The sequence below is a fragment of the Symbiopectobacterium purcellii genome, assembly GCF_019797845.1.
In the GTDB taxonomy this organism is placed as follows: domain Bacteria; phylum Pseudomonadota; class Gammaproteobacteria; order Enterobacterales; family Enterobacteriaceae; genus Symbiopectobacterium; species Symbiopectobacterium purcellii.
The window spans coordinates 4,071,663-4,089,739 of record NZ_CP081864.1 but is presented as its reverse complement, the minus strand read 5'-3'; the positions used below and the strand labels follow the sequence as shown (position 1 = coordinate 4,089,739).

Genomic DNA, 18,077 nt, shown 5'->3' with positions numbered 1-18,077 from the left:
TAATACTATGTACAAATTGCAAATAAACATCGAAATAAAAAAAATTGTAATATCTATGATGGTGTTATTTTCTGTTGCGTTTAACGTAGCGGCGGCGCAGAAAACGGTTCAACAGATTGGCGGTGTCATGATACCCCACGCTTTCCGTAATGCATTGCTAGATGGAATGAGTATACCGTTATTTATTCATCTGGATGGCAGTGCCGAATCACAAAACGATCAGCGTATCGGTAATGCGGTTATCTGGTTGGACGGTGATACTGTGAAAGTCAAATTGATACATATCGAGGAGAAAGATGACACTGCTACGGTGAATGAAAAAACACGTCATGCATTAGCCGCTTTAACCGATGCGCCCTTTAATGAGAATTTGGAAATCAAAGTTGTCGATGATGCCTGGCTGAAATTCAATTTGAAGCAATTGATTTTGCAACTGGTGGTTCGACAAGAAGCACTCGGTACCTTATTCCGTCCGCGTAGCGAAGATATTGGCAACGCCAGCGTCGATGCGCTTAGCAGCACCTTGAATTACAACCTGGGGGTGTACAACAACCAGATGCGTAACGGTGGCGATAATACCTCGAGTTATCTTTCGCTGAATAATGTTACGGCATTGCGTGAACATCATATGGTGCTCGATGGTGCCTTTTATGGCATGGGCTCCAGCCATCGGGACAGTACGGTGTATAAAGCGATGTATGAGCGTGATTTTGGTGGGTACCGCTTTGCCGCTGGGATGCTTGATACCTGGAATCTCCAGTCATTAGGGCCGATGACCGCGCTTTCTTCTGGCAAAATTTACGGTGCATCCTGGGGAAATGCAGCAAGTTCGACGGTGTTTGACAATTCGCAGTCGGCTACGCCAATTGTTGTATTCCTGTCTGCGGCGGGAGAGGTGCATATTTCGCGCGAAGGCCGTCTGCTCAGTGTTCAGAATTTTGGCATGGGCAGTCATGAAGTGGATACGCGTGGGCTGCCTTACGGTATTTACGATGTAGATGTCGCCGTTGTCGTCAATGGTCGAATGGTCAGCCGGCGTGTCGAACGTGTGAATAAGCTGTTCACGCGCGGTCGGGCGACAGGTGCGCCATTGGGCTGGCAAATCTGGGGCGGCAGTATGCATATGGAGCGCTGGTATGAGAGCGGTAAAAAAACCAAGCCAGCGAAAGACACCTATCTGCTCGGGGGCTCGTTGTCGGGCTCCGCTGGATTGACCAACTGGTCCGCCACCGGGTATGGCTATGACAGCGCGATGATTGGTGAAGGCCGCGTCTCTGTACCGATAACGGAATCGATCGGTGCCAACCTACAGCAAATGGTAGCCAACGACAGCTCGGTGAGCAGCATTGGTAACGTTACCGCTGCGCTGCCCGGTGGATTCAGTTCTTTATGGGTCAATATCGAAAAAGCCTCGATGGGGGATGATTTGCGCCGTAATGATGCGGATAACCGCGCGATTGGCGGCACGCTCAATATGAATGTGTTGTGGTCAAAATTGGGCATACTGAACGTTAGCTATAATGACGACAGGCATAATGACAGCAATTATTACAACGTCGATTACAGCCAGATGTTATACAGCGGTTCGCGCGGAACCTTGGGGTTACGTATGGGGATCCAGAGTTATCAAAATGGCTATAGCAATGGGTACAGCAACAACGGCAGCAGTAATGGCTACAGCGGTAGCAGCAGTAATACGGGCAGATATATTGCGTTGGATTTCTCTATGCCGCTGGGAAATTGGTTTAGCGCCGGTACCACGCATCAGAACGGCTATACCATGGCGAACCTGTCGGCCCGCAAACAGTTTAATGACGGGGCGATCCGTACCGTGGGCGCCAATGTGTCCAGAGCAATATCGGGCGACACAGGGGATGACAAATCATTGAGTGGCGGTGCCTACACGCAGTTTGATACCAAGTATTCTGCCGGGACGCTGAATGTCAACAGCAGTGCCGACGGCTATGTGAATACCAACCTGACGGCGAAGGGCAGCGTCGGTGTACAGGGTAATCAGCTGGCTGCAAGCGGACGCACCGATGGGAACGCGGGCATTATCTTCAAAACAGATGTGGCTGATGATGGCAAGTTGAGTGCGAAAGTGAACGGAAGAACCTTCCAATTAGACGGTAAACGCAATTATTTGCCGCTTTCGCCTTACAGTCGCTATGAGATTGAGATTCAGAACAGCAAGGACGCCGTTGATAGTTACGACATCGTGACCGGCCGCAAACGTCAATTGACGCTTTATCCCGGCAACGTAGCTGTTATTGAACCAGAAATAAAACAGCGGGTGACGGTATTTGGTCGTATTCGCGCTGAGGATGGCTCGTTGTTGGCGAATGCACGCATTAATAACCATATCGGCCGAACCAGTACGGATGAGAACGGCGAATTTGTTATCGATGTTGATAAAAAATATCCAGTTATTGACTACAGCTATGGCAATAACCAGCGCTGTGAAGCGGAACTCGATCTGAGCAAGGCTCGAGGTGCCGTATGGGTGGGGGATGTTATTTGTATCGGGCTGAGTCGCTATGCCAGTAATTTGTCATCTGGGGAATATCATGAAGGGTAATAGATGGACCTTACTCAGTGCTTTCAGTGCGCTGATCGTCACAGCCTCAGCGAACGCTGCTGTGACAAAAACCAACTGGCCTGATGCGCCCGCGATGTCCTATGTTTTTGTTGAAAACAACGCAGATGACAACTTTTTTGTGACGCCTGCGGGGGCACTGGATCCGCGGATAACCGGTGCAAACCGCTGGACTGGGTTGAAATCTACCGGGGCGGGCGGCTATGTGCAACAGAGCCTCGGCTATATCGACAATGGTTATAATACGGGGTTATACGCTAACTGGAAATTTGATATGTGGTTGGATAATCCACCGGTATCCAATCCGTTGCAGGGGTTGCGTTGTATCAGTTGGTACAATGGTTGTAACTTGAATACCAGCCTGATTTTACCGCAAACCACCGATACCAAAGGTTTTTACGGTGTAACCGTACCGAGCGGCGATCAAAAATGGATGCACGGCATGATGTCGGATTCATTTTATCACTATTTGCAGCAGGTGCCGGTGGGCGGGAGTTTCACGACGACAATAAATTCCTGCATGACGTCAGTATCTTATGATGCAAATACGGGCGCGCGATGTAAGGATCAGGCTTCTGGGTATTGGTATACACGTAACGTGACACACACCAAAGGCGCTCATCTGAAACTGATTAATACCAATGCGCTGGCCGAAGTGTTTATTAACAGTGATGGTCGGCCGACGCTGGGTGAGGGAAATTCTCAATGCCGAATTCAAACCATTGGTAGTTTGACCGGCGTTAGCTGCAAAATGGTTAGCTACATGTTGGCCAACAATGGGGTGAGTAATGAGTCAATCCATGTTTTTCCGTCGATAAATAACGCCGCGCTTTCTGCGGGGGTTACATTATATGATATGTAATTCAGCCTTGATGGCAACACCTGGCGCCCAGTGAGTGGGATCAGCTATTACTTTACGTTTAACCAAATGAAATCCTCAGATTCCATTTATGTTTTCTTCTCCAGTAATCTGTTTAAGAAGATGGTGTCTTTGGGTATCAGTGATACTAACAGCAGTGATTTGTTTAATTTCAGATTTTACAACACGACGTCGCCAGAGTCTGGCTGGTATGAATTCTCAACGTCAAATCGGCTGATTATCAAGCCTCGGGATTTTAGCATCAGTATTATTTCTGAGGATTATGACGTCGCGCCGTCTAAAGAAGGACACGTCGCGACAGAGAGCCCCGCGCTGGACTTTGGCTATATTGTCACGACCAGTGGAAAAACGGCGGCTGATGAGGTGTTGATCAACGTTAACGGACCCACGCGTTCGATTGCCGGCCGATCCTATTGTATTTTCTCTTCACCAGACGGTGTGACACAGGTGCCGTTTCCGGCATCGCTGGCGTTTACCACCAGGTCGGGGAGTGTGACATCCTATGATGTGGGATGTGACGGCAATTGGCGTGATATGACCGATGCCTTATGGCTCAGTACGCCCTGGAGTGATGGCTCGGGGGATGTTGGTCTGCTGAATAAATCAACGGTGAAGTTTTCAATCCCGATGAATAACCCGATCTCGCAGAGAACGGTAAATAATGAAGGGTGGTTTGGCGAGGTGAGTGCCTCTGGAGAAATTCATGTGCAAGCAACCTGGCGTAACATTAATTAGATCTCTTTGTGTGCTTGCTGCTCTGGCTTTTTTTTACAGCCCGTACGCTGCATATGCCATTTACATCGGTAACCTGACTTTTTCGTTGCCACAGGACGACACCTTTACGGCAAAGCGGGTGTTGAATAACAATGAGTCGGCCAGGATTTATACCGTATCCGTCATCGGCATCGACAAGCCCGGTGAAAAGGAGATGCGTACGCGCCCGGCGGATGGAGAAGTGCTTTATTCGCCGAAAACGCTGACGTTGCAGAAGGGAGAGGGAGATTATTTTAAATTCTTCTATAACGGCCCTCACGATGATAAAGAGCGATATTATCGGATCTCATTTCGTGAGATTCCGGCTAAAGCGCTTAATGCCAAGAGAGATTCGGGATCGTCCATTACACTGGAACCGATTGTGGTTATTGATGCTATTTTTGTTGTTCGACCAAAGAAAATAAATTTCAAATGGGCATTTGACAAAGCCGATGGGATATTGAAAAACGAGGGGAATACCTTCTTCAAGGCTATTGTCAAACCTGACTGTGAAGCGACAGAAGATGAAGGGCGTACTTTCTATTTGCGGCCGGGTGATGTACTGCGCGATGCGTATTTAAAGCAAAACGGAAGCAAATTTATTATCTATAACGATAAATTCATTACTATCTCCGACGATTGTCATTGATGTTTTGGCGGTTAATAGAGGGTATACCGTAAATGGCGGTATACCCTTTTTGCACATTATTTATTCTGTGGGGAATCCCCGTCAGGCAACACAATAAGCGGCTCGATATCACTTTCCTTTTTGATCACCAGGGTATCATCGCCACGCAAGCACGCGCCGCCATAGCTGCCGCCAATGGTGAAGGTACAAACCTGAAGATACTTCCCATCGACCTTCGGCAGGCACCAGAGCTGTTGATAGATGTTTTTCCGGTCAACAAACTGGCCGTGGGTCTGGTCCAGCACTTCCTCGTGTCGGTTGATCAGATCAAAGTTGTTGCCACAGCGTCCCGATATCGGTTTTACCGCATATCCCGTTTGCGCCAGTTCCTCATTCACCACAAAGTCGGTATCGAGCAAATAGCGGTGATGGGGAAACAGTGACCACAATACCGGCAGTATTGCCTTGTTTCCGGGTATCATGGTCCACAGCGGTTCAAACACGCGCACTTCCGGGCGCAGCAGTAAGTCGATAAGGCGCACCTCATTTTGCGGGTGGCCGGTACGAATTGGCTGCGCAGCATATTCGGTATCGCTGATTTCACGAAGCTGCTCAACCACGGTTTCCCATGCCCAGGTTTTCCACACGCAGTTTACCGGGCGCTGTTCACTATCAATCAGTTGCCCGGCACTATCCCAGCTCAATTCATCCAGTCCGAAGATAATTTTGCTGTCAAAGCCCGCTTGCGTCAGGGCGCGTTGCATAAATTGTGCGTGGTAGCTTTCTTCTACATCCCTGTCCTGCATGATGTGGACAAAGGGAGCGGCGTGGCTGTGCTGCCAGGCTCCTGACAATTCATCAAGCAAATCTTCCGAGGGGTTATAGCCTGCGGTGATATTGCTGTGTTTCAGCCATTGCTCAAGAATTAGCCCACCCTCGGTGTGGCATGATGCGGAATCTGCATTGTATTCATAGACTTTTAGTCCACGTTCATCCATACAAAAATCCAGCCGCCCGGTGATCATATGGTGGCGCCGGCGTTGCCAGGAAAGCCGCAACCGTGGCCACAGGATCCTGGGAATGTCGAACAGTGCCAACAGATTGTCATCTTTCAAGACCTTATCCGTGGCATGCAAATACATCAAATGCAGTTCATTGGTTGCCTTGATCAGTTCCTGCTCGGCGCGTTCGGTCATGGTGAAGTAACGATAAGGATCGGCATTAATGCGGTGGCCGTTTGCTTGTGCATAGGCATGTTGTAACGGATCGGCCTCATTGAGCCATTTGCCGTCGAACTGCCCTTTATTTTCAAGCCGCGCACTACCGAGCGCCAATGCAGTCGGGGGAACGGTCGGTTGTGGCAGGCTATGCTCGGTATTGCTGGTCTGGATCATCCACCCCAGGATGGTGGTGTCGCTAAAGGTATCTTTAAGGGTGTAGTGCCCGTCATTCACTTCCAGCGTTAATTCTCGTGTCCACTGCTGACCGGGAGGGAGTGGCGTGTAGTGAACGTTCTGTTCAGCAATCCTGACCTTATTACCCAGCAGTTGGGTAATCACTGCGACGTGGCCCGTGTGTTTGAACTCGCCGCCTTTCTGCCAGATCAGCAAGGCTCCGGCGACGGGAGGACGCGGAGATCCATTGGCGAAGGCTTGAAGTGGCAGCAGATTGTCGTTAACCACTTGGCGCAGGAAGCGTAAGGAGAAGATTTCATAGGCCATCCCAACATCAGTAAAGACCGAGCCGTAGTTCAGGAACAAAAAACGGCGGGCAAACTCAACGCACTGCCACTTATGTCCCATATATTCGTTGCCAATATAGCTGCGGAAACTGGCATCACGGTGATCGTGTTCTGGAGGTAACGTACTGTAATTTGAAGAATAAATGGCTACGCCGCCGGGCGCATATCCCAATAGCGTGCCAAAGGGGGCATCGCTACCTGTTGACGCTGTACTCATTAGTCAGACCTCAGATGTACGCCCTTCTGGCCGTTGCAGTTGAAATTCCTCTTTGCCCTTCAGCCAAAGGAGCGTCTCAGACAGATGTGACTCCATGATAGCACCATCATTCCTGACAAGAGCAAATGCTGGTTACCCAGTGTGTAACCTGATAATGCTGCGATAGTCAGAAAGGAAAAGATAAATACGTGAAAAAAGATTGAAATGATTTTCATTTTCTTCTTTCTTTATTTTTATTGGAATCGGTTTTTGATTTATAAGCTTTTTCTATTTTTTTAAAACAGATGTATCGAAATTAGGAAGAGCGTTCATGAGGTTATATGCTATAATATATCATGTTGATGTGGTGTTAATTTGTTTGTCCTGACTTTTGGCGTACCCTGCCTTTTCGTATTCTGGTTGACATTAATTTGTTTTTGAAATTTCTAGCGATGAATAAATAGGCTTTCATAGATGAATAAATAGGCTTTCATAGTAGATGGCCATGTTCTTATTTCTTGATTGTTCTAATTCGTTTTTTCTTTTTTCACGGTGAATAAAATATGAGCATTACTTTCCAGAGGGAAATGACACTCTGTCAGAAATTTTTTGCCTGGGTAAATATAGGCATTCAGGTTTGCTTTCCACTTCTTGGTACCTTTTCCATGCCACAGGTATTTGCCGCGCCAGCACCCGCTGTCGCGTCCGCTGACGCGGAAGAACAGACTCTGGCTGAATGGGCTTCCCGGGCCGGTGGATGGTTAAGTGGCCGCCATCGAGCCGATTCTTCTGACATGGCGCGTGGTGTAGCGACTCAACAGGCCAACCAGGCAATTACGCAGTGGTTAAGTCCCTATGCTTCTGTCCGCGCACAGTTAGACATGGATCGGGAATTTTCGCTGAAACGCTCTCAATTTGATGTGCTATATCCGTTGCAGGAACAGAAAGACTGGCTGATTTTTATGCAGGCAAGTTTACATAATAATGATGAACATCTTCAGACGAATGTAGGACTTGGCGTGCGTCATAGCTCAAACAATTATCTTCTTGGGGGAAACGCTTTTCTTGATTATGACTTGTCTCAGTCCCATGCCCGCATCGGTTTTGGATTGGAATATTGGCGTGATTTTTTAAAATTTGGTTTCAACAGTTATTTACGCATGACGGGCTGGAAACAATCGCCAGACGTTGTTGATTATTTGGCGCGCCCTGCGAATGGCTGGGATATTCGCGCCGAGGGTTATTTGCCCGATTGGCCACAGCTTGGCGGCAAGCTGGTCTATGAACAATATTATGGTAATGAGGTGGCGCTGTTTGGCAAAGATGACCGTCAACGCAACCCTTATGCTGTCACGGTAGGGACCAGCTATACGCCATTCCCACTCTTGACCCTGAACGCCGAACAGCGTCAGGGGAAATCAGGGGCGAGCGAAATGCGATGGGGAATGGAACTCAATTACCGCTTGCAGGAACCGTGGCATCAGCAGATCGATCCTGGGCAGGTGACCGCCCTTCGTCGCATCGCGGGTAGTCGGTTTGATTTCGTCGATCGTAATAATCAGATTGTTTTGGAGTACCGTAAAACCCACCTGCTTCATCTGTTTACCCCGTCTTTACTGATGGGCTATGGCGGTGAACAGAAGGCGTTCCCCATTTCAGTCAACAGCAAATATGCTTTGGCGCGCATTGACTGGTCTGCCTCTGCATTACTGGCTCAAGGGGGAAAAATTATTAGAGAGAGCAGCGATCGTTTCAGTGTCCAACTGCCACAGTATCGATCACAAGGGGATAATACCTACAGCATGAGTGCGATTGCGGTGGATACGCAAGGCAATATGTCGCGCAGTGCGACGACGCAGGTGACGGTATTACAATCGGAAGTGAGCGGATTAAACAGCAGCCTTGAGCCAGAAAATATCTCGCTCCCCGCCAATGGCAAAGCGCAGCAGCGCTTAACGCTTAAAGTGAGAGATTTGCACGGAAATCCTGTCGATCTGGATCCCAGTGAAATTCGCATTACGTCAAAAAGGACGAAGCGTAGTCGTAGTACGGATGCCTCTGTCGTTTCTGCATTTCAGCGCCAGTCGGCGGGAGAATATGCCGCAACGTTAACGGCGGGCACGCAGCCCACCGTGTTTACCCTCGCGCCTTCCGCGCGTGACATCACCTTGGCGACAACATATGTCACATTGACCGCGGATGTTGCTAGCGCGGCCATTAGCGGTTTGGACGTGGAAACGAACAATGCCGTGGCCAACGGTAAATCGACCAATGAGATTATTGTTACGGTCACGGATGCCAGTGGGCACCGGGTGCCCGATGTGCAGATACAGTTACGGGCTGACAATGACGCAGTGATCAGTGCGACCGCGCTCACTGATGCACAAGGCAACGCTAAGATATCACTGACCAGTACCCGGGCGGGCAATACTACGGTGACCGCAAATATCAAGGGTTCATCGACACATCAGGTTACGCTGGTATTCCAGCCTGACCCCCAGACGGCGAAAGTGGTCGAACTCTTACCCTCCGCTGCACCTTACCTTGCGGATGGACAATCACCGGTGCACTATCGCGCACTGATCAAGGATGCCCAGGGCAATCCGGTACCGGGTGTCAGGGTGAACTGGTCTTCCGATCGTGATGCTAGCGTGGTCAGGTTTAGCAACCTTCAAAGTCTTACCGACCAGGAAGGTATTGCCGCGACCACCCTCACCAGTAGTCAGGCGTTTGGTGTTACTGTGACGGCGTCTAGTCCGTATTCAACACGCACGGCAGAAACGATACTTTTCACCACTGGTGCGTTATCGGAAGCGAATTCCTTGTTACGGGTTTACCCCACCACGTTGGTGGCAGGCAAAGAAAAGGCGGTCTTGCTGTTGGTATTGCGTGACAATAAGGGTAATCCGCTCCCCGGGCAGCGCGTCGTTGCTGTCAGCGACAAATCCAAAGTATTGTTTGGTGAAACGACAGCGTCAGCGGAAGGGCGCTATCGCATCGAGGTAAGTTCGACACACGCACAAGAGGTGTTACTTTCTGTGCGCGTCAATGATGTTCCACTCAGTCTTACGCAACCCTTGGTGGTGACCGGCGATGGTAGCCAAGGGCGTATCGACGCCGTGCGTGTCAGCAGGACGCAGATGATCGCTGGCGATCCCCTTGGCATTACATACAGCGCAACCATTGTCGATGGCAATGGTAATCCGCTACCGGGCATGATGGTTTTCTGGCAGCCGGAGGGCAATGTCAACGCGGGAGCGCGGATCACGAGTACGGACGCCAATGGGGTTGCTCATATCACCCTAACCAGTCAGACGGCGGGCATTCTGCGCATGACGGCGTATCTGAACGATAAAAATCAACAAAGAGCACCCGATGTCACGATTGATCCCGCCGCAGTTGACCCACAGGCTTCTCGATTCCACACGGATAAAATGGAGATTGGGTCAGACGGTAAAGACGCGGCATTATTGAACGTCATGTTGCGGGATACTTATGGCAATGCGGTTTCGGGTAAAACGGTGGTGTTTAATGGTGCCGCGTCGCTTTCTGGGTTCACGATCACGCCCGTGCACGATAACCACGATGGCTCCTATCAGGCCAGCGCGACATCGATGGAAAAGGGGCGCGTTTCTCTGACTGCGAGCGTTGAAGGAAAAACTATCGGCAGCGCTGTGGTTATCTCGGTAGGGGCAACAACGCCGGATCTACGCTTCGACAATGCCTTTCAGAAAGTGACGTATACGCACCAATTTCACGACTCTCAAGCGGTAAAAGGCGCACCCGCGACGCTGCAACAAATGTGGTCAAGTTCCGATCCTGACATTGCATCGGTTGCCAAGGGAACAGGGAAAATAACACTGCGTAAAGCGGGAAGCGTGACCATTACGGTACAGACTGCGGGGAATGCGCAATATCATCCCGCCAGTTCAAGCTATCAACTCCAGATTGCGAAGGCTTCGCCTGGGTTAAGTGTCAACACTCAACAGATTACGACTGTTTGGGGGGAGGGGAAGACGTATTCGGTTGCAGGCCATTTCACGAACCTGGATGTTGGCACATCGTTACCGTTAACCTATCAAAGCGATCGCGAAAGCGTGGTTCGGGTAACGGATAGCGGAGAGTTACGTCCAATCGCACCAGGCAATGCCATGATCACCCTTCGCTCGTTAGAAACCGAGCAGTTTTTCTCTGCGTCGGTGAACGTTTCATTCGTGTTAAGTAAGGGGAGTGTGCCCGTTCGTTTTGCATCAGATGTAGTAACGACGACGGATCTCAGCGCATTCACGTTACAGAAACCGGCGAATCTCCCCGTAGATGCCAGCGTTGAGTGGAGTTCGAGCGATCAAGATGTCATTGCTGTCACGCCTGAAGGGCAGATTTCTGGGCCACTCAAAAAAGGCAAAACCCGGCTTCGGCTCACGATTAAGGAAAATGCGTTTTATACCACAAGCACCGGTGCTTACGATGTGCAGGTATTCACTACGCCTAAACCCCGCATATCGGGGGTAAAATATGGGAATAATGGCCTTCTGGCGGAGTCAGGCCGCATATGGGCTCCCGTTTTCACCGAGGATAAACTGCGCGTTATCTGGTCGGTTAATAGCAGCACGCCTTATGACGCACCGCGTTATGTCGAGGTGACTTTACGCGATGCATCGGGGAGCAAACTTGATTATCGACGTATCAATTCATCGACTGGTAGCGTCGAAACCGCTTTTAGTCCGCAGGAGCACTATATCGGTAAACGTGTACACGTGGAGGTGGTTGCTTACGGCCACGGCACATTGCAAGAGACAGCATCCACTTCTGAGGTAAGTGTCACCCCGACCAAACCCACGGAGATATATGGCAGCAGTTGGACGACCACTTATCAATCGCGCAGGATTATCACCACCACAGGAGAATATGATAGTGGTTGCCAAAGGAGCTATTTTGGCAGAATGCACCATGCACTTGTGCAACCTAACACGCGTTTTGACTTGGCAGGACAAAGGAGACTGATGGCTCCGTTGACCATTGTTCATAAGATTGTCGAGGGACAAGGTGATACGCGTAATGTTAATTATCCCGCTTATAACAGTATATTCTCAAGCGCCAGTGTGGGCTATCAAGAGAAATCACACCGTTTTGCAATTAAGGAAGAGTGCTGGGTCAGCCATTCGGGCTCTGGCATTTTGCAAACGCGTATGACCTTTACTGGGTTGTCGGAGGTCACTAACCAGCCTTTCAGGTGGCACGGTTAAGCTTCGCTGGCGCCTGGGAAGATATACCTGGGCGCCCCCTGATTATCGACAGTCAAGAGGGTAAGGAAGTTTTGCAAGAATCGTTTTTTGCAAGAGTAACCCTGTCCGGAAGATTATAGTGCTATATCATAAATGAATCATATATTGAAAAAAAAGGGATGATATCAATGCCTCATCAATATCACAGAATAACTTCCATATTAAAATTGTGTTTTGTTATTTTTATTGGTTTCGTTAAGTGTTCTCAATATCGCGATTGTTATTCTCAGAGCCAAATAACATATGCTAGCGGCCAGGCGTGATGGCCAATCTTGGTAAATATTATTGTAAATATATCTACGTGTTTTTTCTGGTGACTTATCTCTATAAGCGCTGATGTGGTCGTTGAGTATCGGGAAATAACATAGTCAGTAATGCTGTTGGCGCCCTTTTATTTAATGATTACGAATGGAGTTCGGCAACCTGTCATGGTGTGATTATCTTTTGTCGAATCATCGTCATTTTGAATAAAATCATTTAAAATCATTGTGTTATCCGGTGTTTGCTTCGGGGTGAACTATCAGTAGAATGCCGTTTTATATTTAACTGTGTCACGTTTTTTCTTTTTAAATTTTAATTGAAAATAATAGTTACGCTTGGTTATTAAATGCCGATTTTATGTGGTATGATTTGTCTTATCGATTGGATGTAATGTAATTAATAGTTTTAAACAGTTTTTAATTCCGCGCATTTACAATGATCATGTATGCATTGCATTAAGAAAAAACAATGCATTAATGAAAAACAATGTATTAGAAAATAAAACATCGTTTTTATTATTTCACTTCATGTTTTTATAAAATATTTTGCTGCTGCGTGAAACTATCAAGGTGCGTTTTTATGGTGGATTATCATAAGGATGGATGATGAGTATCTTGGTGGCAGAAATTTAAGGAGGAGAGGTAATCACTGCCACTATGGTTTGTAGTGAGAATTCCCTGATGGTGGATTCCTTTGTTAGACAAAATATCAGGCGGATATGCGAATGAACATTAGCTTAATGAATGATGGCAATATCTACTTTCTTGGCTTCATTTTTAGCCCCAAGCTCAGGACATTAAGCTGTGGTGACACCACATATCAATTAAGGAAAAAGGAGTCCGATGTGTTGGCTCTGCTTTGCGAAAGATATCCTCATCCTGTATCACAGGATGATTTCCTGTCGTGTGTGTGGGAAGGGGGATATGTAACGTCGCAAAGCATTGCGCAGGTGATCCGCGCACTGCGGCGTAACTTGCAGGATAAAGATAAGCAAATCATCGTGACTATCCCTAAGTTGGGATACCGTTTTGGTGTGACGCCTTCTTTTGATGAGCCTGAGACAGGCGTGGTCGAGGATGCTTTTAATGTTCCCCCTGAAGTAGAAACACTTTATACGACACAGTATGACACGTCGTGCGGACAGTTTGTTTATGACAGAACCTCATTGATCAATCTGACGTCCATTCCTGTCAATTCATTGGCGATTTCTCCTTGTGTCAGGCCCAAGAAAAAAAATATGCGTCTCAGGAATGTGGTGCTGGTAGTGGTATTTATCATTATGGCCTACCTGTTATGGTATTTAACCAAAAATTCGATGACCTCAGCGCACTCGGTTGTGATTGAACATGATGGTGAAGTTCAGTCGTCGGAATGGACGAATCAACGCTAAGCAGGCGCGCCTTGCCACCTGGTAAAGGTGGCGTTGGTCACTCTCTGATGGTATCTGAATCAACATAATGATTATGTTAGAATTTTTCTATAACTGTATGTTCCTCATCCGTAGGGAAAAATATTTCATTCATCATTGTGGTGTATAAGATATTCGTCCCTGTCAATTGCATGGCTTTTTTGCTGAGAACCGTATTCGCGTATTCCGCATGCGCGGAGTCCTCACGCATCTTTGCATTCGCGACATTCATGGCTTTACTCAGGGCCGCTAACGTTAATGGAGAATTTGGCGCAAGCGCTTTGAGCTTTTTAAGTATGATATTGAGATTGTCCTCTGGATGATTAACGGTAAGGTACTGCAACACCAGTGCGTCAAAGTTATCATTGCCTGAACTGGGGATGCTCTTTGATGCGGTATTTGTTCCTTCAATATGCGTAGGAGATATCATCAATCTTTATCCTTGGCTGTGTATGGGGTGGGTGATATAGCCTGTTCCAGTGTCTCAATAATCTCTTGCAGCGTTGCCTGTGTTAATCCGTTCAGTTGCTGCGTGAGGCTCTGCGTGTCGTTGTCAGCCTGTGCCATCCATTGCTGGCAAAGTGTTTCAGCAGGAAAGCGTAATGCATGCGAGCCACATTGCAGCGTGATGTGATTTTCATGCGTGGTTAAACATGTCAAATGTGGCGATATGTCAGGTACAGCCACACCCTCGGGTAAGATAAGCGTCATCGCGTCGCTATGGCGGCAATGCGCGTTTAACTGTGCCACGAGATATTCAACGATGCCTGGATCGTGCAGTGTTTGAATCATCGCCTTCTGCAAATGATGGCGTTGCTCTGTCCAGCGTTGCTGCTGTAGCGTTTCAACGTCATTCAGCATGGACAGTATGGTGGTGAAGAACAGTTTGAAACCTGTGGAAAATCCTTCCTTCTCTTTCTGTTTTTTTATCTCGTCGGCTGCCCGCTTTTGTTCATCATGAATCTCATGGCAGCGGTGTAACGTATGCTCAATGGCATTGTGGGAACGGGATTGTTGTTTACGGTTTCTAGCCGTAATGAGTACTGAATCGCGGCACTCTTCAGGCAGTTCTGCCAGGGAAACTGTTCGCATAATGCGTGGCCATATTGAATAAGTTGATATGATCGGGCGTACGTTGTGCGTCTATATTTGGGAGTTCAATGTCGATGGGGAACAACAGCATAAATCGTTGTTGCAGAGCCTGTGGAATAGGATGGCAGTGATTTAATATGAATCTCGCCCCGCAAGCCTGCGTTGTATATCCTCCTTGCTTTAGTGGGCTGGGGTCAACATGGTGAATCAGTGGCAGTGCAATAAAACTCAGCAACAGTGGATCGGAAAATAGCGCCTGATTGAGATCTGACATTGATGATTTGAGAAGATAACCACCTAATAAATGAGCAATATCAGTCATATGATGCCACTGTTTTATCATTACTGCCGCCGACGTGCATGATGCATCCCACGTTTCAGGGGGGGCGGTAAGCTGGTAGCGCTGATAAAGCCAGTAATTCAGTAATGGCTGGCTGGCGCGCCCTTTTGCGCGCCAGGCCTCAGGTAGATGAGAGGGGTGGGCGTAAGCGACTGGGTGGTACAGAATATGAAAGAGCTGCTCATGACACAGATTCATGCCGGTGGCTCCTTATCATGTGCCATTGCTGTTGCCGCTTCATGGGGATGCGAACGGCGCATCATCATCGTGATGAAATATATTCCTGTCATTAGCACGATGAGTAGAACCAGTATCAGCGCACCTTGCCAAACCGTGAACTCGACAGAACGCACTTTGGTGGGAGGAACGTATTGAATGGCGGGGACAGCAAAAAGCACTACAGAAATGTTTTCGTAGCGAATATTACTGAGGCTGTTTTTTATGAGTGACTTTACCTGAGAAATAAACATGCTTTCATCAATGTTTCCCTTATGAGTAATGATCACTCCGACATGATCGGAGGTAAAACGATTTGCGGCATCATTACTGAATAACGGATAACTGATGTGGACTTTTGCATTTACCACCTGGCTAATAATGCGTAATGACTGTTCGAGGCGTTGCTCTTGAAGTGATATGACCCTGGCCTGCTCTGCATTGGGAGATGCGACCAGGGCACTGTCTGGGAATGCCTGCCCAATTTGTACATCACTTGGCCATGGCAACTGGTAGAGATTGATAATTGATAATGCCGCAGTGGTCTCAGCCCGGTTAATGGTGACCGTGTAGCCGCCTTTCCCACCGCCTTGCTTTTGGGCAGCAATATCGTATTGCTGTAAAACAGCCAATACCTGATTTGCTTGTTGCTGCGTCAAATTTTCAAGCAGGTGGGCCTCATTACACGCCATGAGTAACATGGCGAGTAATGTGGTTAGCAGCAGTTTTGCGGATTTGCAAAACATCATTGTGCTTTTTCCAGCGTTTCTATTGTGCTAACGCCTTTACGCGCCAGCGTGCTGATTAATGAAACGTAATTACTGTACTCTCCAAGGTAGCTTTGTAGTTGTAATAGTACCTCTGGGTTACTGGAAAACGCGGGTGAGTTGCTCAAGGCATTAATGGCTTGTTTAAATTGCTCATCGGTTTCACCCATTTGCTTAAAGGTAGTGGATACCAGTCTGGAAAATGCTTGGTCATGGACTCGCATTGAGTCTGTCTCTTCCCAATCATTTTTTCCCGGTGTCAGTTGAGTTAACTCAACCAAGTTTTTATTTATTAGTTCCATGAACATTCCTCAAGCATGAGTAATATAAAAACAGTCAGAACAGCGTTAGCGAAAGTTTTGAATGATGGCCGCACCGATATCTTTATAGGCCTTGACCGTGCTTGTTTGTGCATTTCTAAAGAGGGTGTAAGCCTGTAATTTAGACTGAAACTCAGCCAGAACAGAGGGGTTTGATGGATCTGCTGTGAGAGCCTCTTTGGCTTCGTTCAGTTTTTCCATTAAGGTTTTTGCGCCCGCTTCAAATTCACCAGACATTGTGTCGAGAAAAATACTCTCGATATGTTGTGGGGTGTAATCAGCCATAATTTATGTCCTTTTTGTTTAGTGGAAAATACCAATGCTTAGGGGATATAAAAAGATATCCTTCTTTTGCATTAAGATAAGACTTATCTTTCAATATGTTCTCGTTCATATTGATCGAGAAACTAACGATCTGATCTCCCCATTGATTGTAAAAATCAGTAATAAACGTATTCAGTGAGTTTAATGCACTATCACTAAGGTCATCCCTGATGATCAGCGCAAAGCCACTGTCTGTCGTCACAGAGCGGTAGGGGATCTGAATACGCTCAAGTCCATGCTGGGCTTGCTTTACAAGGGATTTTTTATCTTTAAAAAAAACATCAATACGTTTTGCATATGGGAGCGACTGATATGCTAGTGTTTTTAATGACGCTTCCTGTTCATTATCAAGTTTTCCATAGATATACAATTGAGGAAATTCCGGCAGCGTCAAATCCAACTGTAAAACAGGAAAGCCCTTGTTCTGTAACTTTTTTATCACTTCCTTTCGCGTTTTTGCTGTCCATACAGGGATGACTTTTGCGGTTTCATTAAGTTTATAAAGGACATCATGTAACCAAGTGATTTCTTGATATCCCTCGCCAAAAACATAAATTTCACTGTCAGATTTAATTATCTTCAGCGGTGCCGGTGATCCAGCGAGGATTGTATTGAGTGAAGCGACATGCCTGGATTGTAATGAATAAGTATACCAAGCGATGTAAATGGAAATAAAAGTTATTGATAACACAAGAAAAAAATATAAATACTTTTTTATTTCTTTCCTTTTGGATTTTTCTAGCAGGGTATCAGGTACAGAAGATACCTGGCTTTCTTTTGCCCATGTAAAGGTGGATAACTCCTCTGACCATTCTTCATGATGTTTTTTGAGGGCAAGTCGAATATGTCCTTGTTGAAAAAAAACATTCTCTTCGATGAGCGCTATCTGTGAGTTATCGGGACTCAGTATGTCAACCTGATATCCATATTTTCCATCAATTTCAAATTTTTCTGTCAAATAAAGGCGAAGGTTGTCTGAATCGACTTCGCAAGGTATATATAAAGTTTTACAAGCGAAAGATGCCATGTTAGCAACACCTTCTTGCATATCCCCTCCCATGTTACTCGGCTTTATTGGAGGATGAATATTGAAGAAGTAGTTATCCGCAGGCAGATTTAACTCGCAACCAAACATAGGGCCAAAAAGGATTTTTAGGGTGAAGGTCTCTCTATTTGTTGTATTATTATCAATGTGTTTTTCATCCATATGGCTACCCTAAAGCGTTTGTTCCTTTAAAATGAGTGGCAATTCTTGATGTCGCCATGCTCT

Annotated in this window: 12 protein-coding genes and 1 pseudogene; 5 read left to right on the top strand and 8 right to left on the bottom strand. The window is 47.2% G+C overall.

The window, feature by feature from the left end; all coding sequences use genetic code 11:
* Nucleotides 1–7: 7 nt before the first annotated feature.
* The 3 genes and pseudogenes from K6K13_RS18950 (at nucleotide 8) to K6K13_RS18940 (ending at nucleotide 4,878) form a co-directional block, all read left to right on the top strand.
* On the top strand, nucleotides 8–2,578 hold the full coding sequence (locus K6K13_RS18950; RefSeq protein WP_222158370.1) for a fimbrial biogenesis outer membrane usher protein: 2,571 nt from the start codon (nucleotides 8–10) through the stop codon (nucleotides 2,576–2,578).
* Nucleotides 2,568–4,211, top strand: a pseudogene (gene ecpD / locus K6K13_RS18945) (fimbrial adhesin EcpD). The gene K6K13_RS18950 and the pseudogene ecpD overlap by 11 nt, the downstream one beginning before the upstream one ends.
* Nucleotides 4,180–4,878, top strand: coding sequence for a fimbrial biogenesis chaperone (locus tag K6K13_RS18940; RefSeq protein WP_222158369.1), 699 nt, complete (start codon nucleotides 4,180–4,182; stop codon nucleotides 4,876–4,878). The pseudogene ecpD and the gene K6K13_RS18940 overlap by 32 nt, the downstream one beginning before the upstream one ends.
* Nucleotides 4,879–4,934: 56 nt before the next feature.
* Here K6K13_RS18940 and gss read toward each other — a convergent pair whose 3' ends face one another.
* On the bottom strand, nucleotides 4,935–6,815 hold the full coding sequence (gss, locus tag K6K13_RS18935) for a bifunctional glutathionylspermidine amidase/synthase (protein WP_222158368.1): 1,881 nt from the start codon (nucleotides 6,813–6,815) through the stop codon (nucleotides 4,935–4,937).
* 644 nt (nucleotides 6,816–7,459) lie between these two features.
* Here gss and K6K13_RS18930 point away from each other — a divergent pair.
* On the top strand, nucleotides 7,460–12,040 hold the full coding sequence (locus tag K6K13_RS18930) for an inverse autotransporter beta domain-containing protein (protein WP_222158367.1): 4,581 nt from the start codon (nucleotides 7,460–7,462) through the stop codon (nucleotides 12,038–12,040).
* Between the two features lie 1,024 nt (nucleotides 12,041–13,064).
* Nucleotides 13,065–13,730 (top strand): transcriptional regulator, encoded by a 666-nt coding sequence (locus K6K13_RS18925; protein ID WP_252120345.1) that lies wholly within the window; start codon nucleotides 13,065–13,067, stop codon nucleotides 13,728–13,730.
* Between the two features lie 76 nt (nucleotides 13,731–13,806).
* On the opposite strand, the gene K6K13_RS18920 is transcribed toward K6K13_RS18925, so the two are convergent.
* The 7 genes from K6K13_RS18920 to K6K13_RS18890 are packed head-to-tail and all read right to left on the bottom strand — an operon-like array spanning nucleotide 13,807 to nucleotide 18,014.
* The gene (locus K6K13_RS18920) at nucleotides 13,807–14,178 is read right to left on the bottom strand and encodes a hypothetical protein (protein ID WP_222158366.1); all 372 of its coding nucleotides are present in this window, start codon (nucleotides 14,176–14,178) and stop codon (nucleotides 13,807–13,809) included.
* A complete protein-coding gene (locus tag K6K13_RS18915) occupies nucleotides 14,178–14,840 on the bottom strand; it encodes a hypothetical protein (protein WP_222158365.1) in 663 nt (220 codons plus the stop codon). Before K6K13_RS18915 ends, K6K13_RS18920 begins: the two co-directional genes overlap by 1 nt.
* Nucleotides 14,809–15,378, bottom strand: a complete 570-nt coding sequence (locus K6K13_RS18910; RefSeq protein ID WP_222158364.1) for an OrgA/MxiK family T3SS sorting platform protein — start codon at nucleotides 15,376–15,378, stop codon at nucleotides 14,809–14,811. Before K6K13_RS18910 ends, K6K13_RS18915 begins: the two co-directional genes overlap by 32 nt.
* Nucleotides 15,375–16,142 carry a type III secretion system inner membrane ring lipoprotein SctJ gene (sctJ, locus tag K6K13_RS18905; RefSeq protein ID WP_222161176.1) on the bottom strand — a complete coding sequence of 256 codons (768 nt, stop codon included), beginning with the start codon at nucleotides 16,140–16,142 and terminating at the stop codon, nucleotides 15,375–15,377. Before sctJ ends, K6K13_RS18910 begins: the two co-directional genes overlap by 4 nt.
* Nucleotides 16,142–16,465: a type III secretion system inner rod subunit SctI gene (gene sctI / locus K6K13_RS18900; RefSeq protein WP_222158363.1), complete on the bottom strand. Its 324-nt coding sequence runs from the start codon at nucleotides 16,463–16,465 to the stop codon at nucleotides 16,142–16,144. The genes sctJ and sctI overlap by 1 nt, the downstream gene beginning before the upstream one ends.
* Nucleotides 16,466–16,510: 45 nt before the next feature.
* Entirely contained in the window at nucleotides 16,511–16,768 is a 258-nt protein-coding gene (sctF, locus tag K6K13_RS18895; protein ID WP_222158362.1) for a type III secretion system needle filament subunit SctF, read from the bottom strand.
* A complete protein-coding gene (locus K6K13_RS18890) occupies nucleotides 16,761–18,014 on the bottom strand; it encodes a PrgH/EprH family type III secretion apparatus protein (protein WP_222158361.1) in 1,254 nt (417 codons plus the stop codon). Before K6K13_RS18890 ends, sctF begins: the two co-directional genes overlap by 8 nt.
* Nucleotides 18,015–18,077 lie beyond the last annotated feature (63 nt).